20 protein-coding genes and 1 riboswitch are annotated in these 17839 nt (G+C 60.7%); of the genes, 6 read left to right on the top strand and 14 right to left on the bottom strand.

Annotated features, from left to right (window positions below; all coding sequences use genetic code 11):
- The first annotated feature begins 8 nt into the window (after positions 1–8).
- The 4 genes from ISN74_RS14080 to dapE are packed head-to-tail and all read left to right on the top strand — an operon-like array spanning position 9 to position 2836.
- Positions 9–782, top strand: a complete 774-nt coding sequence (locus ISN74_RS14080; protein WP_188799834.1) for an alkaline phytoceramidase — start codon at positions 9–11, stop codon at positions 780–782.
- Positions 779–1138, top strand: a complete 360-nt coding sequence (locus tag ISN74_RS14075; protein WP_188799833.1) for a Spx/MgsR family RNA polymerase-binding regulatory protein — start codon at positions 779–781, stop codon at positions 1136–1138. The genes ISN74_RS14080 and ISN74_RS14075 overlap by 4 nt, the downstream gene beginning before the upstream one ends.
- A 14-nt stretch (positions 1139–1152) precedes the next feature.
- Positions 1153–1650 carry a DUF2165 family protein gene (locus ISN74_RS14070; protein WP_188799832.1) on the top strand — a complete coding sequence of 166 codons (498 nt, stop codon included), beginning with the start codon at positions 1153–1155 and terminating at the stop codon, positions 1648–1650.
- A 34-nt stretch (positions 1651–1684) separates the two neighbouring features.
- Positions 1685–2836 (top strand): succinyl-diaminopimelate desuccinylase, encoded by a 1152-nt coding sequence (gene dapE / locus ISN74_RS14065; RefSeq protein WP_188799831.1) that lies wholly within the window; start codon positions 1685–1687, stop codon positions 2834–2836.
- A gap of 17 nt (positions 2837–2853) precedes the next feature.
- Here dapE and ISN74_RS14060 read toward each other — a convergent pair whose 3' ends face one another.
- Together ISN74_RS14060 and ISN74_RS14055 are read right to left on the bottom strand one after the other, a co-directional pair.
- Positions 2854–5265, bottom strand: a complete 2412-nt coding sequence (locus ISN74_RS14060) for a penicillin acylase family protein (protein ID WP_188799830.1) — start codon at positions 5263–5265, stop codon at positions 2854–2856.
- Positions 5262–6074, bottom strand: coding sequence for a phosphodiester glycosidase family protein (locus ISN74_RS14055; RefSeq protein ID WP_188799829.1), 813 nt, complete (start codon positions 6072–6074; stop codon positions 5262–5264). Before ISN74_RS14055 ends, ISN74_RS14060 begins: the two co-directional genes overlap by 4 nt.
- A 92-nt stretch (positions 6075–6166) precedes the next feature.
- Here ISN74_RS14055 and ISN74_RS14050 point away from each other — a divergent pair, with 92 nt between their 5' ends.
- Entirely contained in the window at positions 6167–6655 is a 489-nt protein-coding gene (locus tag ISN74_RS14050; protein WP_188799828.1) for an NUDIX hydrolase, read from the top strand.
- A 70-nt stretch (positions 6656–6725) separates the two neighbouring features.
- Here ISN74_RS14050 and ISN74_RS14045 read toward each other — a convergent pair whose 3' ends face one another.
- The 7 genes from ISN74_RS14045 to parC all read right to left on the bottom strand — a co-directional run bounded on the left by ISN74_RS14045 (position 6726) and on the right by parC (position 13017).
- Complete coding sequence (locus ISN74_RS14045; RefSeq protein WP_188799827.1) at positions 6726–7943, bottom strand: beta-ketoacyl-[acyl-carrier-protein] synthase family protein; 1218 nt, start codon at positions 7941–7943, stop codon at positions 6726–6728.
- 5 nt (positions 7944–7948) lie between these two features.
- Positions 7949–8200 carry an acyl carrier protein gene (locus ISN74_RS14040; RefSeq protein ID WP_188799826.1) on the bottom strand — a complete coding sequence of 84 codons (252 nt, stop codon included), beginning with the start codon at positions 8198–8200 and terminating at the stop codon, positions 7949–7951.
- Positions 8201–8418: 218 nt separating this feature from the next.
- Positions 8419–8856, bottom strand: a complete 438-nt coding sequence (locus tag ISN74_RS14035; RefSeq protein WP_188799825.1) for a DMT family transporter — start codon at positions 8854–8856, stop codon at positions 8419–8421.
- Entirely contained in the window at positions 8853–9212 is a 360-nt protein-coding gene (locus ISN74_RS14030) for an EamA family transporter (RefSeq protein WP_188799824.1), read from the bottom strand. The genes ISN74_RS14035 and ISN74_RS14030 overlap by 4 nt, the downstream gene beginning before the upstream one ends.
- Before the next feature lie 21 nt (positions 9213–9233).
- Positions 9234–10073 carry an alpha/beta hydrolase gene (locus tag ISN74_RS14025; RefSeq protein WP_188799823.1) on the bottom strand — a complete coding sequence of 280 codons (840 nt, stop codon included), beginning with the start codon at positions 10071–10073 and terminating at the stop codon, positions 9234–9236.
- 119 nt (positions 10074–10192) lie between these two features.
- Positions 10193–10684 carry a superantigen-like protein SSL4 gene (locus tag ISN74_RS14020; RefSeq protein ID WP_188799822.1) on the bottom strand — a complete coding sequence of 164 codons (492 nt, stop codon included), beginning with the start codon at positions 10682–10684 and terminating at the stop codon, positions 10193–10195.
- A 92-nt stretch (positions 10685–10776) separates the two neighbouring features.
- A complete protein-coding gene (gene parC, locus ISN74_RS14015) occupies positions 10777–13017 on the bottom strand; it encodes a DNA topoisomerase IV subunit A (RefSeq protein ID WP_188799821.1) in 2241 nt (746 codons plus the stop codon).
- 105 nt (positions 13018–13122) lie between these two features.
- Here parC and ISN74_RS14010 point away from each other — a divergent pair, with 105 nt between their 5' ends.
- A complete protein-coding gene (locus tag ISN74_RS14010) occupies positions 13123–13587 on the top strand; it encodes a hypothetical protein (RefSeq protein ID WP_188799820.1) in 465 nt (154 codons plus the stop codon).
- A gap of 134 nt (positions 13588–13721) precedes the next feature.
- On the opposite strand, the gene ISN74_RS14005 is transcribed toward ISN74_RS14010, so the two are convergent.
- From ISN74_RS14005 to ISN74_RS13985, 5 genes are all read right to left on the bottom strand, one after another.
- A complete protein-coding gene (locus ISN74_RS14005) occupies positions 13722–14591 on the bottom strand; it encodes a TraB/GumN family protein (RefSeq protein ID WP_308420765.1) in 870 nt (289 codons plus the stop codon).
- A 17-nt stretch (positions 14592–14608) separates the two neighbouring features.
- Positions 14609–15727: a cyclopropane fatty acyl phospholipid synthase gene (cfa, locus tag ISN74_RS14000; protein WP_188799819.1), complete on the bottom strand. Its 1119-nt coding sequence runs from the start codon at positions 15725–15727 to the stop codon at positions 14609–14611.
- Entirely contained in the window at positions 15724–16086 is a 363-nt protein-coding gene (locus ISN74_RS13995; RefSeq protein WP_188799818.1) for a DUF190 domain-containing protein, read from the bottom strand. Before ISN74_RS13995 ends, cfa begins: the two co-directional genes overlap by 4 nt.
- Positions 16087–16102: 16 nt before the next feature.
- Positions 16103–16489 carry a fluoride efflux transporter CrcB gene (gene crcB, locus ISN74_RS13990; protein WP_188799817.1) on the bottom strand — a complete coding sequence of 129 codons (387 nt, stop codon included), beginning with the start codon at positions 16487–16489 and terminating at the stop codon, positions 16103–16105.
- 83 nt (positions 16490–16572) lie between these two features.
- Positions 16573–16675: riboswitch (Fluoride riboswitch) on the bottom strand.
- Positions 16676–16731: 56 nt separating this feature from the next.
- Positions 16732–17832: a glycosyltransferase family 9 protein gene (locus ISN74_RS13985; RefSeq protein WP_188799816.1), complete on the bottom strand. Its 1101-nt coding sequence runs from the start codon at positions 17830–17832 to the stop codon at positions 16732–16734.
- Positions 17833–17839: the final 7 nt, after the last annotated feature.

Here is a 17839-nt window from a genome sequence, read left to right as displayed (position 1 = left end):
GAGGACGTATGACAGCCATCGCCAATCCCGTGCGAGGTCGAGCTTATGCACTGTTCGGGTTGGCCGTGGTGCTGTTGATCGTCGCATGCGTATGCCCGCCCTTCGCGCAGCCGCAGGGTTATCACGACTTTGCGGATAAGCGCGGATGGCTTGGCATTCCCAACTATGGCGATGTCGCGTCGAATGTCATGTTTCTCGTGGCGGGACTGGCTGGCTTGTTTTCCATGCGAAAGCCCGCCATTGAAGCGATGGAATCGGCGTCGCGTCATGCTTATGGCCTGATGTTCGTTGGCTTGATCTTCACGGCGTTCGGTTCCGGTTACTACCATTGGGCGCCGTCCGATGATCGGCTGGTCTGGGACCGTTTGCCGATGACGGTGGTATTCATGCCGCTGCTCGCTGCGACGTACGCAGAACGCCTGCGTTGGCGCTCGGATTTGCCCTTGATCGTTCTTACGCTGCTGGGCATCGGCAGCGTGGTCTACTGGAAATTCAGCGGCAATCTTTTGCCGTACCTCATTGCGCAAGGCGGAGCTATCTTGCTCATCCTGCTCGCGCTGGCGATGTTGCCAACGCCGTGGACAGAGCGACGCCTGTTGTTTCCTGCCTTGATCTCCTACGCCGTTGCCTTCGTTTGCGAAAAACTCGACTGGCAGATATTTCGGTGGACAGGCGGCATCATTAGCGGGCACACCATCAAGCACTTGGCTGCAGCGGCTGCGTTCTTTTTTATCTTGCGCATGTTGCAGCGACAACAACTGAAAACGGAATCGTATCGATGACAGTCGCCACGCTGTATGGCCTTCCTAACTGCGACACCTGCAAGAAAGCCCGCAACTGGCTCAAGCGTTTCGAAGTGGTGCATGAGTTTGTCGATTACCGCGCGAATCCCGTGCCCGCTGCAACGCTCAAAAGCTGGGCAGGGCAATTGGGTGGCTGGGAAAAGCTGGTCAACAAAGCGGGCACCACATGGCGCAATCTGCTGCCGCAGCGCAAGAACCCGGCCAGCGATCCGGAGTGGGCGTTGCTGCTGAAGGAGTATCCTGCGCTGATTCGCCGGCCGGTCGTGGTGCAACCTGATGGCGCTGTCAGCGTGGGTTTCACGGACAACGGATTCAAGAAGCTGTTTGGACGTTGAGGAATCCTATCGTCATGCCTGTGCGCTTATCGAAGATCATCATCGTGGCAACGATTGCGCTATGGGTGACACTGGTTGCTTTCGGCAACCTCACCGATTACGGCAGTAACTGGGCATTCGTGCAGCATGTGCTGGCCATGGATACGATTTTTCCAGATGCGCATATTCATTACCGCGCCATCCATTCGCCGCTGCTGCAGCATGTTGCGTACATGCTCATTATTGCCACTGAGATGCTGGCTGCCGTGCTGTGCCTGGCCGGTACTTGGCGCCTTTGGCGTGCGCGACGAGCGCCTGAGGCGATGTTCCATCGCGCTAAGCGGGTCGCTGTGCTTGGCCTGAGCCTGGGCGTGCTGCTATGGCTTGGCGGCTTCATGGCCATCGGCGGCGAATGGTTTGGTATGTGGATGTCCACGCAATGGAACGGTTTGTCCAGTGCGTTCCGCTTCGTAGTCGTGCTACTGATCGCGTTGGTCTATCTTGGTCAGCGTGATGATGAACTCGTTGGTTGATCCTAGCTTTGATTCCTGACACCTGTGCACACTCATGTCTGAAGTCTTTGATCTCGCCGGTAACCTGATTCGTCGTCGCTCGGTAACACCGGAGGACGCTGGCTGCCTGCCATTGATCGGCGAACGCCTCGCGCGCGTTGGATTTCGCATCGAGCACCTGTGCTATGGCGAGGTGGACAATCTCTGGGCGACGCACGGCGCGCATAACACGCCGGGGCAGGGGCCTTTGCTGGTTTTCCTCGGGCATACGGACGTTGTCCCGAGCGGGCCGGAGGAGCAATGGCAAAGTCCGCCATTCGAGCCGACGGTTCGCGACGGGAGACTTTATGGCCGTGGCGCAGCCGATATGAAGGGTTCGGTGGCGGCGATGGTGGTCGCGCTTGAGCGTTTCGCTGCGAAGCATCCGGATCATCCCGGTCGCGTTGGTCTGCTACTGACCAGCGATGAAGAAGGCCCTACCAATCTGGATGGCGTGCGTCGTGTTGCTGATTATTTTCGTGAGACCGGCGAGCGCATCGACTGGTGCGTGGTGGGTGAACCGTCGGCAAAGGAAAAGCTCGGGGATCTGATCCGTGTGGGACGGCGCGGTTCCCTCTCGGCCACACTGACCGTGCGTGGTGTGCAAGGGCACGTGGCGTATCCGGAAAAGGCACTCAATCCGATTCACGCTTTTGCACCGGCTCTGGCGACATTGGCGGCAGAGCGCTGGGATAACGGCAATGCCGATTTCCCGCCGACGTCATTCCAGGTTTCCAATCTCAATGCCGGCACGGGCGCGAACAACGTGATTCCCGGTTCGCTCAAGGCCTTGATCAATTTCCGTTACAGCACCGCAAGCACCGCGGCAGGATTGCGCGAGCGCACTGAAGCGATTCTTACCAAACATGGTTTGGACTACACACTGGAATGGAACCTCTCAGGCGAGTCATTCCTGACGCCTGCAGGTGGCCGGCTGCGTGAAGTAGTGGTGTCCGTGTGCCGTGATCTTTGTGGCACGGAGCCGGATCAGAGCACCGGCGGCGGCACCTCGGATGGACGATTCATTGCACCGCTCGGCGCAGAAGTGGTCGAACTGGGGCCCGTGAACGCTACCATCCACAAGGTCGATGAGTGCGTGGATGTCGCCGAGCTGGAACAGTTGCCGGATTTGTACCAAGCCATTTGCGAGCGCATGTTATTGGCGTAGCCCTCGTAGAGCCGGCATCAGCTCGATGCCGGCTCCAGCAGCAGGGTGTGGCGATCGCTGCCCGGCATCAGCGGTGTTGGGCGGCCTTTGACCCAGTCTTCGTGACCGGCACCGTAGAACGGTGATAAAGGGTTGTCGCTTTGTCCGCCGGGCATTTCCAGAATGCCTTGGTCCTCATGGCCTGGCGCCACGTCGAAACGTTCTGATGCGCCGAAAGCGGGCGCGGCGACGCGTGGCATGTTGTGATCGCCGGGCAGTTCGTCGTCCGGCATATTGAGAAAGCGGCCAAGGAAGGCGGGCAGCGCGCGCGCAAGTGGATGATTGATGCCTGCGTGATTCACTTCGCCCCAGGTGCGAGCAGCCAGTCCGCCCGGTTGTTTGCCGAGCGTGTCGGCGACGTTGCGCGCAGCTTGCAGTAACAACGCACGCCAATCGTGATAAGCGGGATCAAGCAGATTGGCCGGTTGTTGCTGGATCATCGCCCACACCGCTGCTTCCTGATTGCCGGGGCCTGGCCATTCGAAATCGGGAAAGTGCTGCTGGATTTGCGCCGCAAAGGGTGCCAGAACCAGCTTGTGCACTTCCTCGCGGAAGGTGTGAACGAGTCGGTAATCCACGCTATCGGGCGCAGCTTCGTTGCGCCAACTAGCAGTGAGCTGGCGCAGGTTGTTGAGCGCGGGATCGTCCACGTTGGTCAACGTTTGCTGCAGCAACTGCTGCCAGCGAGTCAGGAACACGGCGTGATCGTCGAGCTGGATATCGAGCATATTGCCGGGACCAAAATCGGCGCGGGCATGCAGATCATCACGAATTTGCTGCGCACGTGCCCCCAGATCGTGGCCGCTGTTGCCTAGCAACGTCAGTTCATCGCCGCCGACGGTGCGATTGTTGGCGGTCCACAAGCGACCATCAGCCGGATTCTCAATGCGCGGGTATTGTGACGGCGGCGCCCAACCGGTCCAGCCGGTATTCGGTTGCGACCAGTCAGCGGGCGATTGCGGATCGAATCCGCTGCGCAGCGGGATGCTGTTGGTGGCGATCGTCCAACCTATATGCCCGGCACTGTCGGCCACCAGGAAATTCTGCGGTGGCATGCCCAAAGTTGTTGCCAGATCCAAGGCAGCAGAAACATTGGTGGCATGCTCCAGTTGCATCATCGCAAGGTTGTAGCCGTGCGGTTGATTGCCGATCCACGAGAGGGCGAGCGATGTGCCATCCGTGTCTTTGTCGAGGATCGGTCCCCAGCGCGTGTCATCGACTTCCAGATGATACGGTGGTGTGCCCTTGATGTTGATGACCTCGTCGTGCTTCTCGATCGTGGCCCAGCCTTCCGGCACTTTGTAGTGGTTGGGATCGTGCGGATCGCGTACTACGCGAACCCAGTCTGACCAGTCGCCGTAACTGTTGGTGAAACCCCACGCGATCTGGCCATTCGATCCGACGACTAGCGCTGGCGTACCCGGCAAGGTCACGCCGACGGCATCGCGTTGTCCGTTGGGTGCGGTGGGATCGGTATAGCGAAGGCGCGCACGGAACCAGATATCAGGCACGCGCAATCCCAGGTGCATGTCGTTGGCCAGGATCGCGGCGCCCGTGGGATGGGCGAGATTGCCCGCCACGGCGAAGCTGTTGCTGCCGGGATAGGCAACATCCGCTGGTGATGCCAGGGCGAAAGCGACTTTCGCGTTGGATGCTGGCGCGGCAAGGTGGTGAAGATCGTAGATGTCTGTGCTGGGAGGTGCCGGCGAGGGCGATACGATGCCTTTCAGCGGCGCTTCCCAATTCGGATCAGGCGAAAGCAGGAAATTCACCATGGCGTCCGGCAGCACGGCATGCATTTGCGCGATCTGCAATTCACGCTCATTGCGGCCATCGCCGTTGAGATCCAGATACATCGCGCCGATCACCAGCATGGTGTCTTCCGAGCGCCACGGTTGCGGTTGCGTGCGCAACAGCAGGTATTCCCATGGTTTTTCACGCAAATGGGTCAGACCCGCGTTGACGCCATCGCGGTACATGTCGAGCATATGCTTCTGATCCGGCGGCAACGCGGCATAAGCAGCCTCGGCGACGGCGCGCAGGCGCTGGCGGCGATGATTGATGTCCGTTTTCAGCGCGGCCGGGCCAACCAGCTCGGATAATTCACCCGCGGCGGCGCGCCGCATCAGGTCCATCGGAAAGAAGCGCTCCTGCGCATGCACATAGCCGAGTGCAAAGGTGACGTCGTCGCGCGATTGTCCCGTGATGGTAGCGGTACCGAGCGTGTCGCGGCTGATGGTGACCGGGTGTCCAAGGCCAGCCAGTGACTGCTTGCCATCGAGTTGCGCGCGGCTGCCGGCCAGCAGCCACCATCCGGCTGCAAGGCAACCGATCACGATCAGTACGATCAACAGCAGGCATGCGCGAAGCCAGCGGAAGCGAGTTTTCATTGGTTGGCAAACACCGCAAAGATGCCCGCGTAGGGCCTGACCATGAAGGTGGGTGCGCCGGCATAACCGGTGCCGTCGATGTAGAACTGCGAGATCGTGCCGTCCAGGTAGAGCGCGTCGCGGCAACCGAGTTTGTCGCGGAACAGCGATGCAAAGGTGTGGAAATTGACGGGCGACTCGCTGACCACGAACAAAACCTTATACGGCGAGTGTGCGCAAACGCCGCTGCGCCATTTGGTGCTGTTGGAATCATCCACGAAGCGGGTGTTGATCTGTCCGTCGATCACCAGCATCGGGCCGGACTGGCTAGCCCAGTCAACGGGCTTGTTGTCGGCTTTGAATTGCGTGCTTGTGCGCACTTCCGCGTGGCCATCCGGGTAGACGGCAAACACGCCATTGGGCGGAATCGAGAAATTGCCTGCTGCCGGGTTACCGCGAAACAGATTCAGCGGTACCAGCGTCCTGCCGTTTTCCACGTACAGGCCAAGCGGCGAGAACGATTGGTCATAGATGCCTGCGTTGGCCGCGAACATCAGCCGCTTGTTGTTGGCGGCGCCCCACTCGCGCAGCGTCTGGATATCGCCAAAGGGCTGGCCGGTATCGGGGTTTTTCCAATGCAGGCTCAGCGATTCGCGGTGCAGATCCAGGCTGACCACGGTGAAGTCCTGGCCCTGGAACCGGACGTCGCGGCTTTCCATCGGCTGTAGTTGGCTATCGCAACCGGCCAACAGCGACAGCAGCCCGAGCAGGGCAAGCAGTCGGAGCATCAAGCTGTGGCGCAACCGCTTGGCAGGCGTGGTCGGGAGCATTCCATGATGGTCGCCGCCCGACCGTGATGGATGCAAGAGGAAAAGCACGTGCCCAAGACTTAAACTTCAGCTTTGCCGTTGGGATGGCCCTTATGCCTTACACCCCGATTGTTGCCACGCTTGGCTATGTCCTTTCGCCGGACCGTCGCAGAGTCCTGATGATCCATCGCAATGCGCGGCCCGACGACCAGCATCTGGGCAAGTACAACGGGCTCGGCGGCAAGATGGAGCCTGGCGAAGATATCGCCGCATGCATGCAGCGCGAGATTCTCGAAGAAGCCGGCATCGAATGCGGATCGATGCATCTGCGCGGCACGCTCAACTGGCCCGGCTTCGGCAAGCGAGGCGAAGATTGGCTGGGTTTCATCTTCGTCATCGATAGCTTCAGTGGCGAACCGCTGACCGAGAATCCGGAAGGCACCCTGGAATGGGTCGACATCGACCGAATCATGGAGCTGCCGATGTGGGAGGGCGACCGTCACTTCCTGCCACTGGTGTTCGATGGCGATCCGCGGCCGTTCCATGGCGTGATGCCGTACAAGGATGGCCGCATGCAATCATGGGCGTTCACGCGGCTGTGAGCGTGCGAAACATCGCGGTTGCCGCAGCGAAGCTCCGCGGCGACTTGCGTTTGCAGGTTGGGCTACGTTGCTACGGCGCCTGGCGCACGGCCACCACGGCGTTGAGCCCGCCAAAAGCAAACGAATTGCTAAGCGCGGCACGCACCGGCATGGCGCGCGCTTGGTTCGGGACGTAATCCAGATCGCAAGCTGGATCGGGGCCCAGATAATTCAATGTCGGCGGAACGATGCCGTGGCGCAAGGCCCCGAGGGTGGCAATCAGTTCCAACGCCCCGCCTGCGCCTAGCGCATGGCCATGCATCGGCTTGGTCGATGAAATGGCCAGCTTGCGCGCGTGTTCGCCGAATACCTTGTGGATGGCGCGGGTTTCAGTGCAGTCGTTGGCTGCAGTGCCGGTGCCATGCGCATTGATGTAGTCGATCTCGGTCGGCTGCATGCCCGCATCCTTCAGCGCTGCTTGCATGGCTGCCGCCGCACCGACGTCGGATGGCGCGGCGATGTCACCTGCATCGGCACTCATGCCGACACCAGCCAGCTCCGCGAGAATGGTGGCGCCGCGCGCTTGCGCGCTTTCGAGCGTTTCCAGCACGAACATGGCAGCCCCTTCACCCAATACCAGCCCGCGCCGGTTGATGCTGAAGGGGCGGCAGGTATCAGGTGCGAGCACGCGCATGGCTTCCCAGGCGCGCAGCAGGCCGAGCGTGATGCATGCTTCTGCGCCACCCACGATGGCCGCATCGACCAGGCCGGCGCGCATCATCAGCGCAGCCTGGGCAATGGCGTGGTTGGACGAAGCGCAGGCGCTGGCGACGGTGAAGGTCGGTCCGGTAATGCCATGCGCCATGCTGATCTGGCTCGGCGGTGCATTGCTCATGATGCGCACGATGCCCAGCGGATGGAAACGGCCGCACTGGTCGCCATAGAGCTTCTGGTAAAGCCCTTCGCGCGTTTCCTCGCCGGCCACGCCCACGCCTACAACGACGGCGGTGCGCGAGGCGCGCTCGTTGCGGAAGCTCAGACCGGATTGGCTGATCGCTTCGTTAGCCGCCGCCAATGCGTATTGGCTGAGCGGATCAAGAAACGGCAGGCGTGCTTCGTCGATGAAGGCGCGCGGTTCGAAATCAGAAATTTCCGCCGCGATAGCGGCGGCGTTGCGCAACTGGTTCGTGTCGACACGCCGGATGGGGCCGATGCCGCTGCGGCCCTCCGTCATGGCCCGCCAAGTATCGGCGGCATTGTGGCCGAGTGCGCAAATGGCACCCATGCCGGTGATCACGATACGTTGCATGAACGTCAGCTATGAGGGGATTTCTGCGCGAGTTGGCGATCTACCGCTTCGACCAGATGACCAACCGTGCCGCTTTCAAAATCCGTATCTTCATTGGGCAGATTGATATTGAAGTGTTCTTCGATATCGAAGATCACTTCGATAGCATCCAGCGAAGCCACGCCGAGATCCTTGAGTGTGGACTCGGGCTTGATGGTGGTGATATCGATCTTCGCCTGCTTGCTGATGATCTCGAAGATTTCCTGCTGCGTACTCATGCCTCGATTCCCCGGTTTACCCCAGGCGCAAGCGTGACGAAGAGTTCATCGGTTGTCCATAAGGCGTCTTGGCAAAATTACCGTAAAGCGCCATTTCCTGAAGCGATCGTGCCTGCTGGGCCTTTCGCGAATCTGGACAACGTTCGTTGCGTCAACATCGCAGGGATGTCAGCCAAAGATTCGCGCGAGATAGCTAAACCCGGCAGTTCGTGAATGTCTTATTCGCCCGTTGCGGCGCCCAAGGCGCCTTCTGCCGCACTGGGCGCTTCGTTTTGCGAGGGTGCGCCTTTCTCGGCGAATGCCAGACAAACGATACCCAGCATGATCACGCCGGCACCGAGCAGGCGCATCGGCGTCAATGCCTCGTGGAACAGCCATGCCGACGCCAGCATCACCGTCACCACGTCCAAGTGCGACGCGGCGAATGCGGGGCCGATGGGCGCGTGCTTGAGCAGGCTCATCCAGGTGAAAAAGTTACCGACGTAGCCGATCAGTGCGATGTAGATCCAGGGATGGCCAAACACGCGCGCGACCCAGGCGAGGTTCGCTTCGGGCGGAAACGCATGTTCGCCGGTCAGCTTGAAGCTCAGCTGCACTATGGTGTCGAAGGCCAGCAGCAAGGCGAAGCCGGCCAGGTAAAAGCGCCAGGTCTTCATCCGCTCATTCCCACGATGGCCACGCCGGCACTCACCAGCAAGATGCCGCCCACGCGCAGTGGCGTCAGCTTTTCGCGGAACAGCAGGCGGCCGGCAATCATGATGACCGCGATGTTGATCGACGCCAGCAGTACGCCTTCTGACAGATCCACCAGCGACAGAAACGCAATCCAGGACAACAGGTGCGTGGCGTAGGCCAGGATGCCCAGCCAGATCCATGGACGGCTTGCCATGTAACGCCAGCGCGCCATGCCATCACCGGCACGTGGGTCGCTGGCAGCCGCCTTGAAGGCAAGTTGGCCGCCGGTATCGAGCGTCACGTTGACCAGCCACAACGTGGCAACAAGCGGCGACATGTCAGCGCGTCCCCGGATGCTTCAGGCGACGGCGCGCGCGCTTGGCGTGCAGCTCGCGGCGATCTTGGAGAAAAACTCTGCCGAGCCGTTGATCAGCGTGCGGCGCTCGCGATCGACGGTGATCATGTGATAGCTGTCTTCCAGCAGCAGCATCTCCACCGGACCGGACACCGATCGCGTCACCAGATAGGCGTTTTCCAGGCTGGCCACGTCGTCCTCGGTGGCGTGTGCGACGAAGCACGGCGCTGTCACCTTCGGCAGCTCGCGGCGTACCACGGCGGCCATGTCATACATCTGTGCCAGCGACGGCCACGGGTTGCCGGGCAGGCCAGCGGCAGCGCTATCGCCGCCGAGCATCAGCCCGCTGATCTGCGCACGCAGACGTTCGTCGCGCAGGCCATAGGGTTCGTTTTCGTGGACCATGCGGTGCTTGCCGATGCCCAAGCGGCCGATCAGCGGCAGCAGGAAGGAGAACCGGCCGTACCACGGAATCGCCCAGCCGTCGTAGCGGAACGTAGCGCCGTAGACACCGACACCGCGGACCCAATCGGGATGATCGGCGGCAAGCTTCAAAGCCAGCACAGCGCCCATCGACAGGCCCGCCACGAACAGGTGATCCACCTCATGACGGAAGCGCTCCGCAGCAGCTTCGACGCTGGCGTACCAGTCTTTCCAGCCGGTGGCGAGTAGATCGTCCACATCGCCGCAGTGACCGGCCAGTTGCATGCCGTAGACGCTGAAACCGGCACGGTTGAGACCCTTGCCGACCAGGCGCATCTCGGTGGGGGTGCCGGTCAGTCCATGAATGAGCAGGACGCCGCAACGGCCGCCTTCGAAGCGAAACTCGACATTTTGAATCACGAATGGGGTCTCTACTGCAGACGGAAGGGCGGAACCAGCCAAGTAGTCTGGAGAGTGAGGCTTTCCACGTGCTTTCGGTGCTTTTTTAACACCCTCCCGCAGGGGGAGGGCGTTCAGGCTCAATGTCCGAACCCGCCACTGCCGAATGTGCCAAAGCGGCTCACACCGATGGAAATACCCACGGCACCGGTCGGATGGTCGCAGCTTCCCGTGTTCTGGACGACGCTGACATTGCCGGACTGATAGGAGCCCGAAGGCATATGACTGCCAGTGACCACCCCCATGCCCACGTCGCCGTGGACCTGGGGCTGGTTGTAAGTGGAGTCATCGCAGGCCGGGGCGCTGGCGGAGGACCGATTGCCGCGGGTGCCGCTGGTATCGCCGTAGTAGACGCCCGGGGTGGCGGCAGAGGGGGTTTGGCCATTGATCGTCACCGCGCTCGGATTGGGCACAGCGGTGGATGAATGGGCCGGCTGAGCCGTGTTAGCGCTTGTCCCCGGATAAGGCGTGTTGGCGGGTAGTTTGAGATTCAGCGGCTGACTGGCCGTTTGCGCCCACGCAGCGGTCATCAGCAAGCTGGTCGCCAGGGCGGTGATGGCTCGTCTGTTCATAGGTGCTCCAGGTTTCATCACGCGCATAACGCACGGCAATGCCTTGCCGTGCACACGCCTGTTGGACGACTTGCGGTCTAATGAAGTTCCTTTCAACCCGTCGTCTCGATCCGCTCCACGCGACGCAGGCCACGCGGCAGTACACCGCCACGCGTAGCGCGGTTGCCGCCGTATTCGACCAGATCTGCCCATTTCAGGGTCAGCTTGCGTTGACCCGCGAACAAGGTCACTTCACCCTTGCCCTCGGTCACCACGGCGACGCCGGCGACACGCTCGTCGCCGCTGCTGAGTTTCGATTTCGGAATTTCGACCAGCTTGTTGCCTTTGCCCTTGTCGAGTTCCGGCAGTTCTGCCACCGAGAACATCAACAGGTGGCCTTCGGTGGTCACGACCACGATGCGATCGCGTGAAGGATCGGCACTGACCTGGGGAGCGAGCACACGTGCGCCATCGCCGAGCGTGATGATCTGCTTGCCGGCCTTGTTGCGTCCGGTGAGCGCTTCGAACCGGGTGACGAAGCCGTAACCGAAGTCGGTGGCCAGTATCAGGCGGGTGTCGTTGTCGCCTGCGGCAATGGCGTCAAAGCGTGCGCCGGCCGGTGGGGTGAAACGTCCGGTCAGTGGTTCACCGTTGCCGCGTGCCGAGGGCAGGGTATGCGCTGGCGTGGAGTAACTGCGGCCAGTGGAGTCGATCACCGCAACTTGTTGCGTGGTGCGCGTCTTCACCGTCGCGAGCATGCTGTCGCCTTCGCGGTAAGAGAGGCCTTCGGCGTCGACGTCGTGGCCCTTGGCCGCGCGGATCCAACCCTTCTGGCTCAGCACCACGGTGACCGGTTCGCTGGCGACCAAGGCACTTTCGTCCAATGCTTGAGCGGCTTCGCGTTGCACCAGCGGCGAGCGGCGATCGTCGCCGAACTTGGTGGCGTCGGCGCGCAACTCTTCCTTGATCAAGCCCTTGAGCTTGGCCGGCGACTTCAGCAGTACGTTGATCTTGGCGCGTTCTTCTTCCAACTGGTCGCGCTCGGCATTGATCTTCATTTCCTCGAGGCGTGCCAGCTGACGCAGCTTGGTTTCGAGGATGTAGTCGGTTTGTTCTTCGCTGAGCTTGAAGCGCGCCATCAGCACTGGCTTGGGTTCGTCCTCGGTGCGGACGATGCGGATCACCTCATCCAGATTGAGGTAGGCGATGCGCAAACCTTCCAACAAGTGCAGGCGGCGTTCGACCTTAGCCAGACGGTGATTGAGGCGGCGCGTGACCGTGTCGATGCGGAAGCTCAGCCACTCGGTGAGGATGCGCTTGAGATCCTTCACTTGCGGGCGGCCATCCAGGCCGATCATGTTGAGGTTGACGCGGAAGCTCTTTTCCAGATCCGTGGTGGCGAACAGGTGCTGCATCATCTCGTCCGCATCGACGCGGTTCGAGCGCGGTACGATCACCAGGCGGATCGGGTTTTCGTGATCGGATTCGTCGCGCAAGTCTTCGATCATCGGCAGTTTCTTCGCGCGCATTTGTGCGGCGATCTGCTCGAGGATCTTCGAGGGGCTGACCTGATGAGGCAGCGCGGTGATGACGATATTGCTGTCTTCGCGCGTGTAGATGGCGCGGGCACGGATCGAGCCGCCACCGCTTTGGTACATCGCCATCAGTTCATTGCGAGGCGTGATGATTTCCGCTTCGGTGGGGTAGTCCGGGCCGCGCACGTGTTCGCAAAGATCCGCGATGGTGGCGTCCGGATCGTCCAGCAAGCGGATGCAGGCGCTGGCGATTTCACGCAGATTGTGCGGTGGGATATCCGTGGCCATACCCACCGCAATACCCATGGAACCGTTCAGCAGCACATGCGGCAGACGGGCCGGTAGCCAGCTGGGTTCTTCCAGTGTGCCGTCGAAGTTCGCGACCCAGTCCACCGTGCCCTGGCCCAGCTCGGCCAACAGCACTTCGGCAATCGGGTTGAGCTTGGACTCGGTGTAACGCATCGCCGCGAAGCTCTTGGGATCATCCGGCGAACCGAAGTTGCCCTGGCCGTCGATCAGCGGGTAGCGGTACGAGAACGGCTGCGCCATCAGCACCATGGCTTCGTAGCAAGCGCTGTCACCGTGCGGGTGGAATTTACCGATCACGTCACCCACGGTACGTGCGGATTTCTTCGGTTTGGCGCTGGAGGCCAAGCCAAGCTCGCTCATGGCGTAGATGATGCGTCGCTGTACGGGCTTGAGACCGTCGCCTACGAAGGGCAGGGCGCGGTCCAGCACCACGTACATCGAGTAATCGAGGTAGGCCCGCTCAGCGTATTCCTTGAGCGGGATCTGTTCGTAATTGGCTTGCAAGTTCATGGGGTTGATCATCTGGGCGCATAGGGGCGCCGCGGGCGGGAGAGATGGTGCCAGATGGCAGCGGCCTTAGGCTAGAATGCGGCGATTCTTGTCGCGGGCCGAACCATGCACTTTCTACGTACTGCCGCAGTTGCCGTGGCCTGCGTCCTGGTCACCGGTTGCGTGTTCTTTGCGGGCCACCGGCCTTTGCTGGGCTATTCGGACAAGAATCACCCCAAATCCGATACCGCCTTGGTGGTATGCGCCGAGCAGCCGGGGTTCATCTGCGGCATCACCAGTGTCAACGAGAGGAACACCTGGGAGAAGTTGAACGGTGGCAAGACCCCGTGGGTGCGCATCCTTCCTGGTGCGCAGGTGATCAAGCTCACGCTGTCCAACTCGCATTTGATCAATCGTCCGTGGCTGAAGATTGACAATGTACAGGCTGGACATGTCTATCGCATTGACGTGGCGTTCAATGGCACGGCATTGACGGCGAAGTCGACGGATCTGGGCAAGATGGATTCGTACACCATCCATATGCCGCGGCAGCCGTGGAAGCCGAAGGCTTATACGGCGACGTTTGATTGAGTTTGTGGCGGGCTGCTGGCGTCCGCTCCATTCGTGATGTTTGCCACTTCTTCAGCGTCATTCCGGCGAAGGCCGGAATGACGTTGGGGCAAGATCTGCACCGATAGTGAGCGCTACTTTTTCGGAAACAGCGCCTAATCTTGCTGCACAACAATCCCCATCTTCGCCAGTTGTGCCTGCACGCTGTCAGGTCCGGCCAGATGTGCTGCGCCAACCGCCATAAACACCGTACCCGGCTGCTTCAGCATGTCCCGGATCTTGCCTGCCCAGGTGCTGTTCCGCTGCACCAGTAGCTCCTGGTAAAGCGCAGGTTCCTGGTCTTTCAATTCGTCGTTTTCCAGCTTGGCGATGGCGGCAACATCACCCTGTTTCCAGGCGTCGACCAACTTCAATAGCTCTTCTTTGTCTTTGTCGATGTCGCGCAAGGTGTCGCGCAGAAAGGCGATCTGTATCGGCGTGGAAAGGTCAGCGAGAAACTGGATCTGCTGTTCCGCCGTTTCCAGACCAAGCACGGGTTTGCCGGCATGGATCATTTGCGCTTTGAGCTGCTTGTCCACACCTTCGGCCGGATCGAGGCCAGCCTTCAGCAGGGGCGCCACGGACAAGGTCAGTGCCGCCAGCCAGGGTTTCATGGGTTGCAGCGTGGTGGCGCCTCCGGGCAGGCCAGCCAGTTGCGCGGCTTTGGCGAGCGCGGCGTTGTCGCTTTCGTTGAGTTGCGTGGAAAGCGGATGCGCCGAGTCGATGCCATAGCGCAACACGAGTGCTGCCATGCTCGCCTGATCGTCATCGGTCAGTTCGATATACAGCGACTGGCTTTGTGCCAGTGCCTGATCGAGTGCCGGGAAGCGCCAGTTGGTATCGTTCGGCAACAAATGCACGGTGCCAAACAGATACACCGTGCTGTTTCCCACTTTGGCTTGCCATAGCGCAGGATGCGCCACAGCATTGCCGCATAGCAGGAACAGGCACGACAGCAGCAAAAGAAACCGACGGCGCATGGGCATGATGTTTTAGGATCCGATCAACGGGGTACGCGATAGCCGCCGGGCACACCGTGCGGACTCAGGGTGAGCTGCCAGAGCTGGTCGCGCCGGCTGCGAAAGACGGCAGCCGATACTGCCAGGTAGAAATGCCACATGCGGCGGAAACGCTCGTCGTAACGAGCTGAAAGCGCTGGCCATGCGGCATCGAAATTGTCACGCCATGCGGTCAGTGTGCGATCGTAATCCGCGCCGAAGTTGTGCCAGTCTTCCACCACGAACAGACCTTCCAATGCGGTGGCAACCTGGCTGGCGGCGGGAATCATGGAGTTGGGGAAAATGTATTTCTCGATCCACGGATCGGGACGGCTCGGCGCATGGTTGCTGCCGATGCTGTGCAAGAGGAATAGTCCGTCGTCTTTCAGGCAGCGGCGCGCCACCTCGAAATACTCCCGGTAATTCTTCACACCCACGTGCTCGAACATGCCGATCGACATGATCGCATCGAAGGGCTCGTCCAGTTCGCGGTAGTCCTGCAGGCGAATCTCGATGGGGAGCCCCTGGCATAGTTCGCGTGCCAGTTCGGTCTGTTCGTTGGAGACGGTAATGCCGACACCGCTCACGCCGTAACGCTCGGCGGCAAACTTTAGCGCTTCGCCCCAGCCGCAGCCGATGTCGAGCACGCGCATGCCGGGCTTCAGCTGCAGCTTGCGGCAGATCAGGTCGAGCTTGGCTTCCTGCGCATCATCCAGATTAGTGGCCTGGGCCCAGTAGCCGCAGGAATACACCATATATTTGCCCAGCATGGCCTTGAACAGATCATTACCGCGATCGTAGTGCGCCTTGCCGATCTCGAACGCATGCTGGCCGCGTTGCAGGTTGATGAAGCGTGCCTTGAGATGCGCGATCAGCGTATCGAGCGTTTTCAGGTGCTCATCCACATGACTGGACAAGACGCGGGTGAAGAAGCCGGGAAGATCGCCGGCATCCCACCAGCCATCCATGTAGGCTTCACCCAGCCCGAGCGATCCATGTGCAAAGACGCGTGCATAAAGTTGATCGTCTTGAACGTGGATGTCCGTCGGGGACGGCCCATCGATATGTATGCCCGCCGTTTCCAGCAGTTCGGCGGCGCGTTGTCTCAAAGAATCCTGACTCATCCTTTTCCTTCTTTGCCCAAGATGCCGAAATGTACCGGCGACCATGCATAGACGAGATCAACATTTGCTTCGCGTACCAATCGCAGCAGTGTCTGAGCATTGGGTTCGCTGAGCAGGAATTCAATTTTTTCCGGAAGGTCGTCGGCAAGCTCGAAGAACGCCTCATGGTGCAACACGCCATGCCGGCCGAATCCAGCTATGGCGCGAAATACGGAGCCGCCACCCAGCTTATGGCGCTTGGCCAGTTCCAATAGCCATTCGGAAATCAGCAAGCCGTCGTGCCGCGCATGGACGTGCGTGTAGAAGCGCAGAAAAACGCCTTGGGTGGAGCCGTTGTCGAACGACGTTTCAAAACTCATGGCGATCGACTCCGTTTCAATGGCGCAACAGGCCGCGCGTGAGGAAGATGCCGAAAATGGTCATCGTCAGGCTGCCCAAAAGATGTACGGCCACATGCGTGCCGAACCAAAGGTATTGCCCACGCAGCAGCAGCGTGTCCGCTTCGGCGGAGAAGGTGGAGAAGGTGGTCAGGCCACCCAGGAAGCCTGTCATCACGAACAGCCGCATCTCCGGCGGCAGCGTTTGAAAGTGCTCGAAGATACCCATCATGCAACCCATGGCCAGACCGCCGATCAGATTGGCCGCGAGGGTGCCCAGGGGCAGGGTGGGGAAGATGGGGTTCAGGAGGATGCCCAGTATCCAGCGCATCCAGCATCCCAAGGCGCCGCCCAATCCGACGGCGAGAAATCCGGTCATGCTCACGTAGTGTTGTCTCCTGACTGCAATGGTTCGACGCAATAGGTCGGCTCCACGGCAACACAGGCACGCCTGCGCCGCCGGAAACCGGTGGTGCAGGCATCATCAACCTTTCGGTGGTTTGTTCCACAAGAACATTCTGCATAAGCGCAGGCCTTGGAGAACGGGAGGCATGCCATCTCCCTCATGTTTGGCATGCTAGCCGATGCGACAACGGGTTGGTAGGTTGGGGAGGGAGGGGCGGAGCCTCAGCCCGTGCGGCCGGTCAGCTCTGGCATGGCGGCAATCATTTGCGCCACTTCTTCGGGTTCCTTGCCGTACGCGGCGATGACATGACGGCCAGCGCCATAGGGCCCCCACTCATTGGCATTGGTGGCCGTAAAGATGCCCATCGTGGGTACATCCGATGCGCAGGCCAGATGCATGATGCCGCAATCAGCACTGATATAGACGTCCAGGCCGGACAATACGCTGGCGATCTTGCGCAGATCGCTGGAGTAATACGCGGGATAGCGCGAGCTGAGCATCGATTCGCCGGAAGCAGGCAGGATTTCCACGATCCGATGCTCCGGGTATTGCGCTTCCAGCACACTGATAAAGCGCGTCCACCATGCTTCGCCCAACAGCTTGGGGCCGGTGGCATTGGCGAAGATGCCGATCAGGCCGCGGCCAATGGACGTGATGCCGCTGGCGGCCAGGGAGCGCATCAGCGTCTCGCGGCCCTGTGTGCGTTCGCTCTGTGCAAGGCGGATGTCCGGAACGGGATAGTCCGCTTGGGTGTCGCGGCCTATCGCGCTGCGCAGCAGATACACCGGGCGGCGTCCCTTGCTTTCCAGGTTGTCAGGCAACGGCACGGCATGGGTGATTTCGCCATGCTTCTTCGGACTGCTGAAGCCAAGCGTGTAGTTTGAATTGGACAGCAGCGTCAGCAAGCGACCGGTTTGCGATAGCGGATCGGCATCGATCGCCAGGTCGTAGCGGATTTTGCGCATACGCCGCAGCGTGCCGAAAAACTGGAATGGATGGCCGACACCGTGCGCCGGCAACCGGAAGATGCGCTGCACGCTGAAGAAGTGGCCGTACACATCGTTGGCGATCGGACTGCGCGTAAGAATGTCGATCTCGGCCGCCGGATAGATTCTCTCCAGTTCCGACAGCAGCGGTGTGAGCAACAACGTATTGCCCAGGCTGTGGCTCACGTGACAGACCAGGATCCGGTATATCCCCTTGTCCGGCAGCGGTTCGGATGTCGGTTGCCCATGACTGCCGAACACCGTGCGCATAAGCCGGCGTGCCACCCTGCGGCGGAAGTCGTTGATCGGGTCGTAGTAGCGCGTGTTCTTCAGCACAGGAGGG

Origin of the sequence: Dyella caseinilytica (assembly GCF_016865235.1) — a bacterium.
Classification (GTDB): Bacteria; Pseudomonadota; Gammaproteobacteria; order Xanthomonadales; family Rhodanobacteraceae; genus Dyella_B; species Dyella_B caseinilytica.
The sequence above is the reverse complement of the archived record's forward strand: the minus strand, read 5'-3'. Positions and strand labels throughout refer to the sequence as shown.

Excerpts from the sequence above, each read along its gene's own strand:
- cfa (WP_188799819.1), bottom strand. The coding sequence starts at position 15,727 with ATGAGTCAGGATTCTTTGAGACAACGCGCCGCCGAACTGCTGGAAACG.
- ISN74_RS14020 (WP_188799822.1), bottom strand. The coding sequence starts at position 10,684 with ATGAACAGACGAGCCATCACCGCCCTGGCGACCAGCTTGCTGATGACC.
- ISN74_RS14070 (WP_188799832.1), top strand. The coding sequence starts at position 1,153 with ATGCCTGTGCGCTTATCGAAGATCATCATCGTGGCAACGATTGCGCTA.
- ISN74_RS14035 (WP_188799825.1), bottom strand. The coding sequence starts at position 8,856 with ATGAAGACCTGGCGCTTTTACCTGGCCGGCTTCGCCTTGCTGCTGGCC.
- ISN74_RS14055 (WP_188799829.1), bottom strand. The coding sequence starts at position 6,074 with ATGCTCCCGACCACGCCTGCCAAGCGGTTGCGCCACAGCTTGATGCTC.
- ISN74_RS14030 (WP_188799824.1), bottom strand. The coding sequence starts at position 9,212 with ATGTCGCCGCTTGTTGCCACGTTGTGGCTGGTCAACGTGACGCTCGAT.
- ISN74_RS14005 (WP_308420765.1), bottom strand. The coding sequence starts at position 14,591 with ATGCCCATGCGCCGTCGGTTTCTTTTGCTGCTGTCGTGCCTGTTCCTG.
- ISN74_RS14075 (WP_188799833.1), top strand. The coding sequence starts at position 779 with ATGACAGTCGCCACGCTGTATGGCCTTCCTAACTGCGACACCTGCAAG.
- ISN74_RS14045 (WP_188799827.1), bottom strand. The coding sequence starts at position 7,943 with ATGCAACGTATCGTGATCACCGGCATGGGTGCCATTTGCGCACTCGGC.
- parC (WP_188799821.1), bottom strand. The coding sequence starts at position 13,017 with ATGAACTTGCAAGCCAATTACGAACAGATCCCGCTCAAGGAATACGCT.
- ISN74_RS14040 (WP_188799826.1), bottom strand. The coding sequence starts at position 8,200 with ATGAGTACGCAGCAGGAAATCTTCGAGATCATCAGCAAGCAGGCGAAG.
- ISN74_RS14060 (WP_188799830.1), bottom strand. The coding sequence starts at position 5,265 with ATGAAAACTCGCTTCCGCTGGCTTCGCGCATGCCTGCTGTTGATCGTA.
- ISN74_RS14080 (WP_188799834.1), top strand. The coding sequence starts at position 9 with ATGACAGCCATCGCCAATCCCGTGCGAGGTCGAGCTTATGCACTGTTC.
- ISN74_RS14050 (WP_188799828.1), top strand. The coding sequence starts at position 6,167 with ATGCCTTACACCCCGATTGTTGCCACGCTTGGCTATGTCCTTTCGCCG.
- ISN74_RS13995 (WP_188799818.1), bottom strand. The coding sequence starts at position 16,086 with ATGAGTTTTGAAACGTCGTTCGACAACGGCTCCACCCAAGGCGTTTTT.
- dapE (WP_188799831.1), top strand. The coding sequence starts at position 1,685 with ATGTCTGAAGTCTTTGATCTCGCCGGTAACCTGATTCGTCGTCGCTCG.
- ISN74_RS14010 (WP_188799820.1), top strand. The coding sequence starts at position 13,123 with ATGCACTTTCTACGTACTGCCGCAGTTGCCGTGGCCTGCGTCCTGGTC.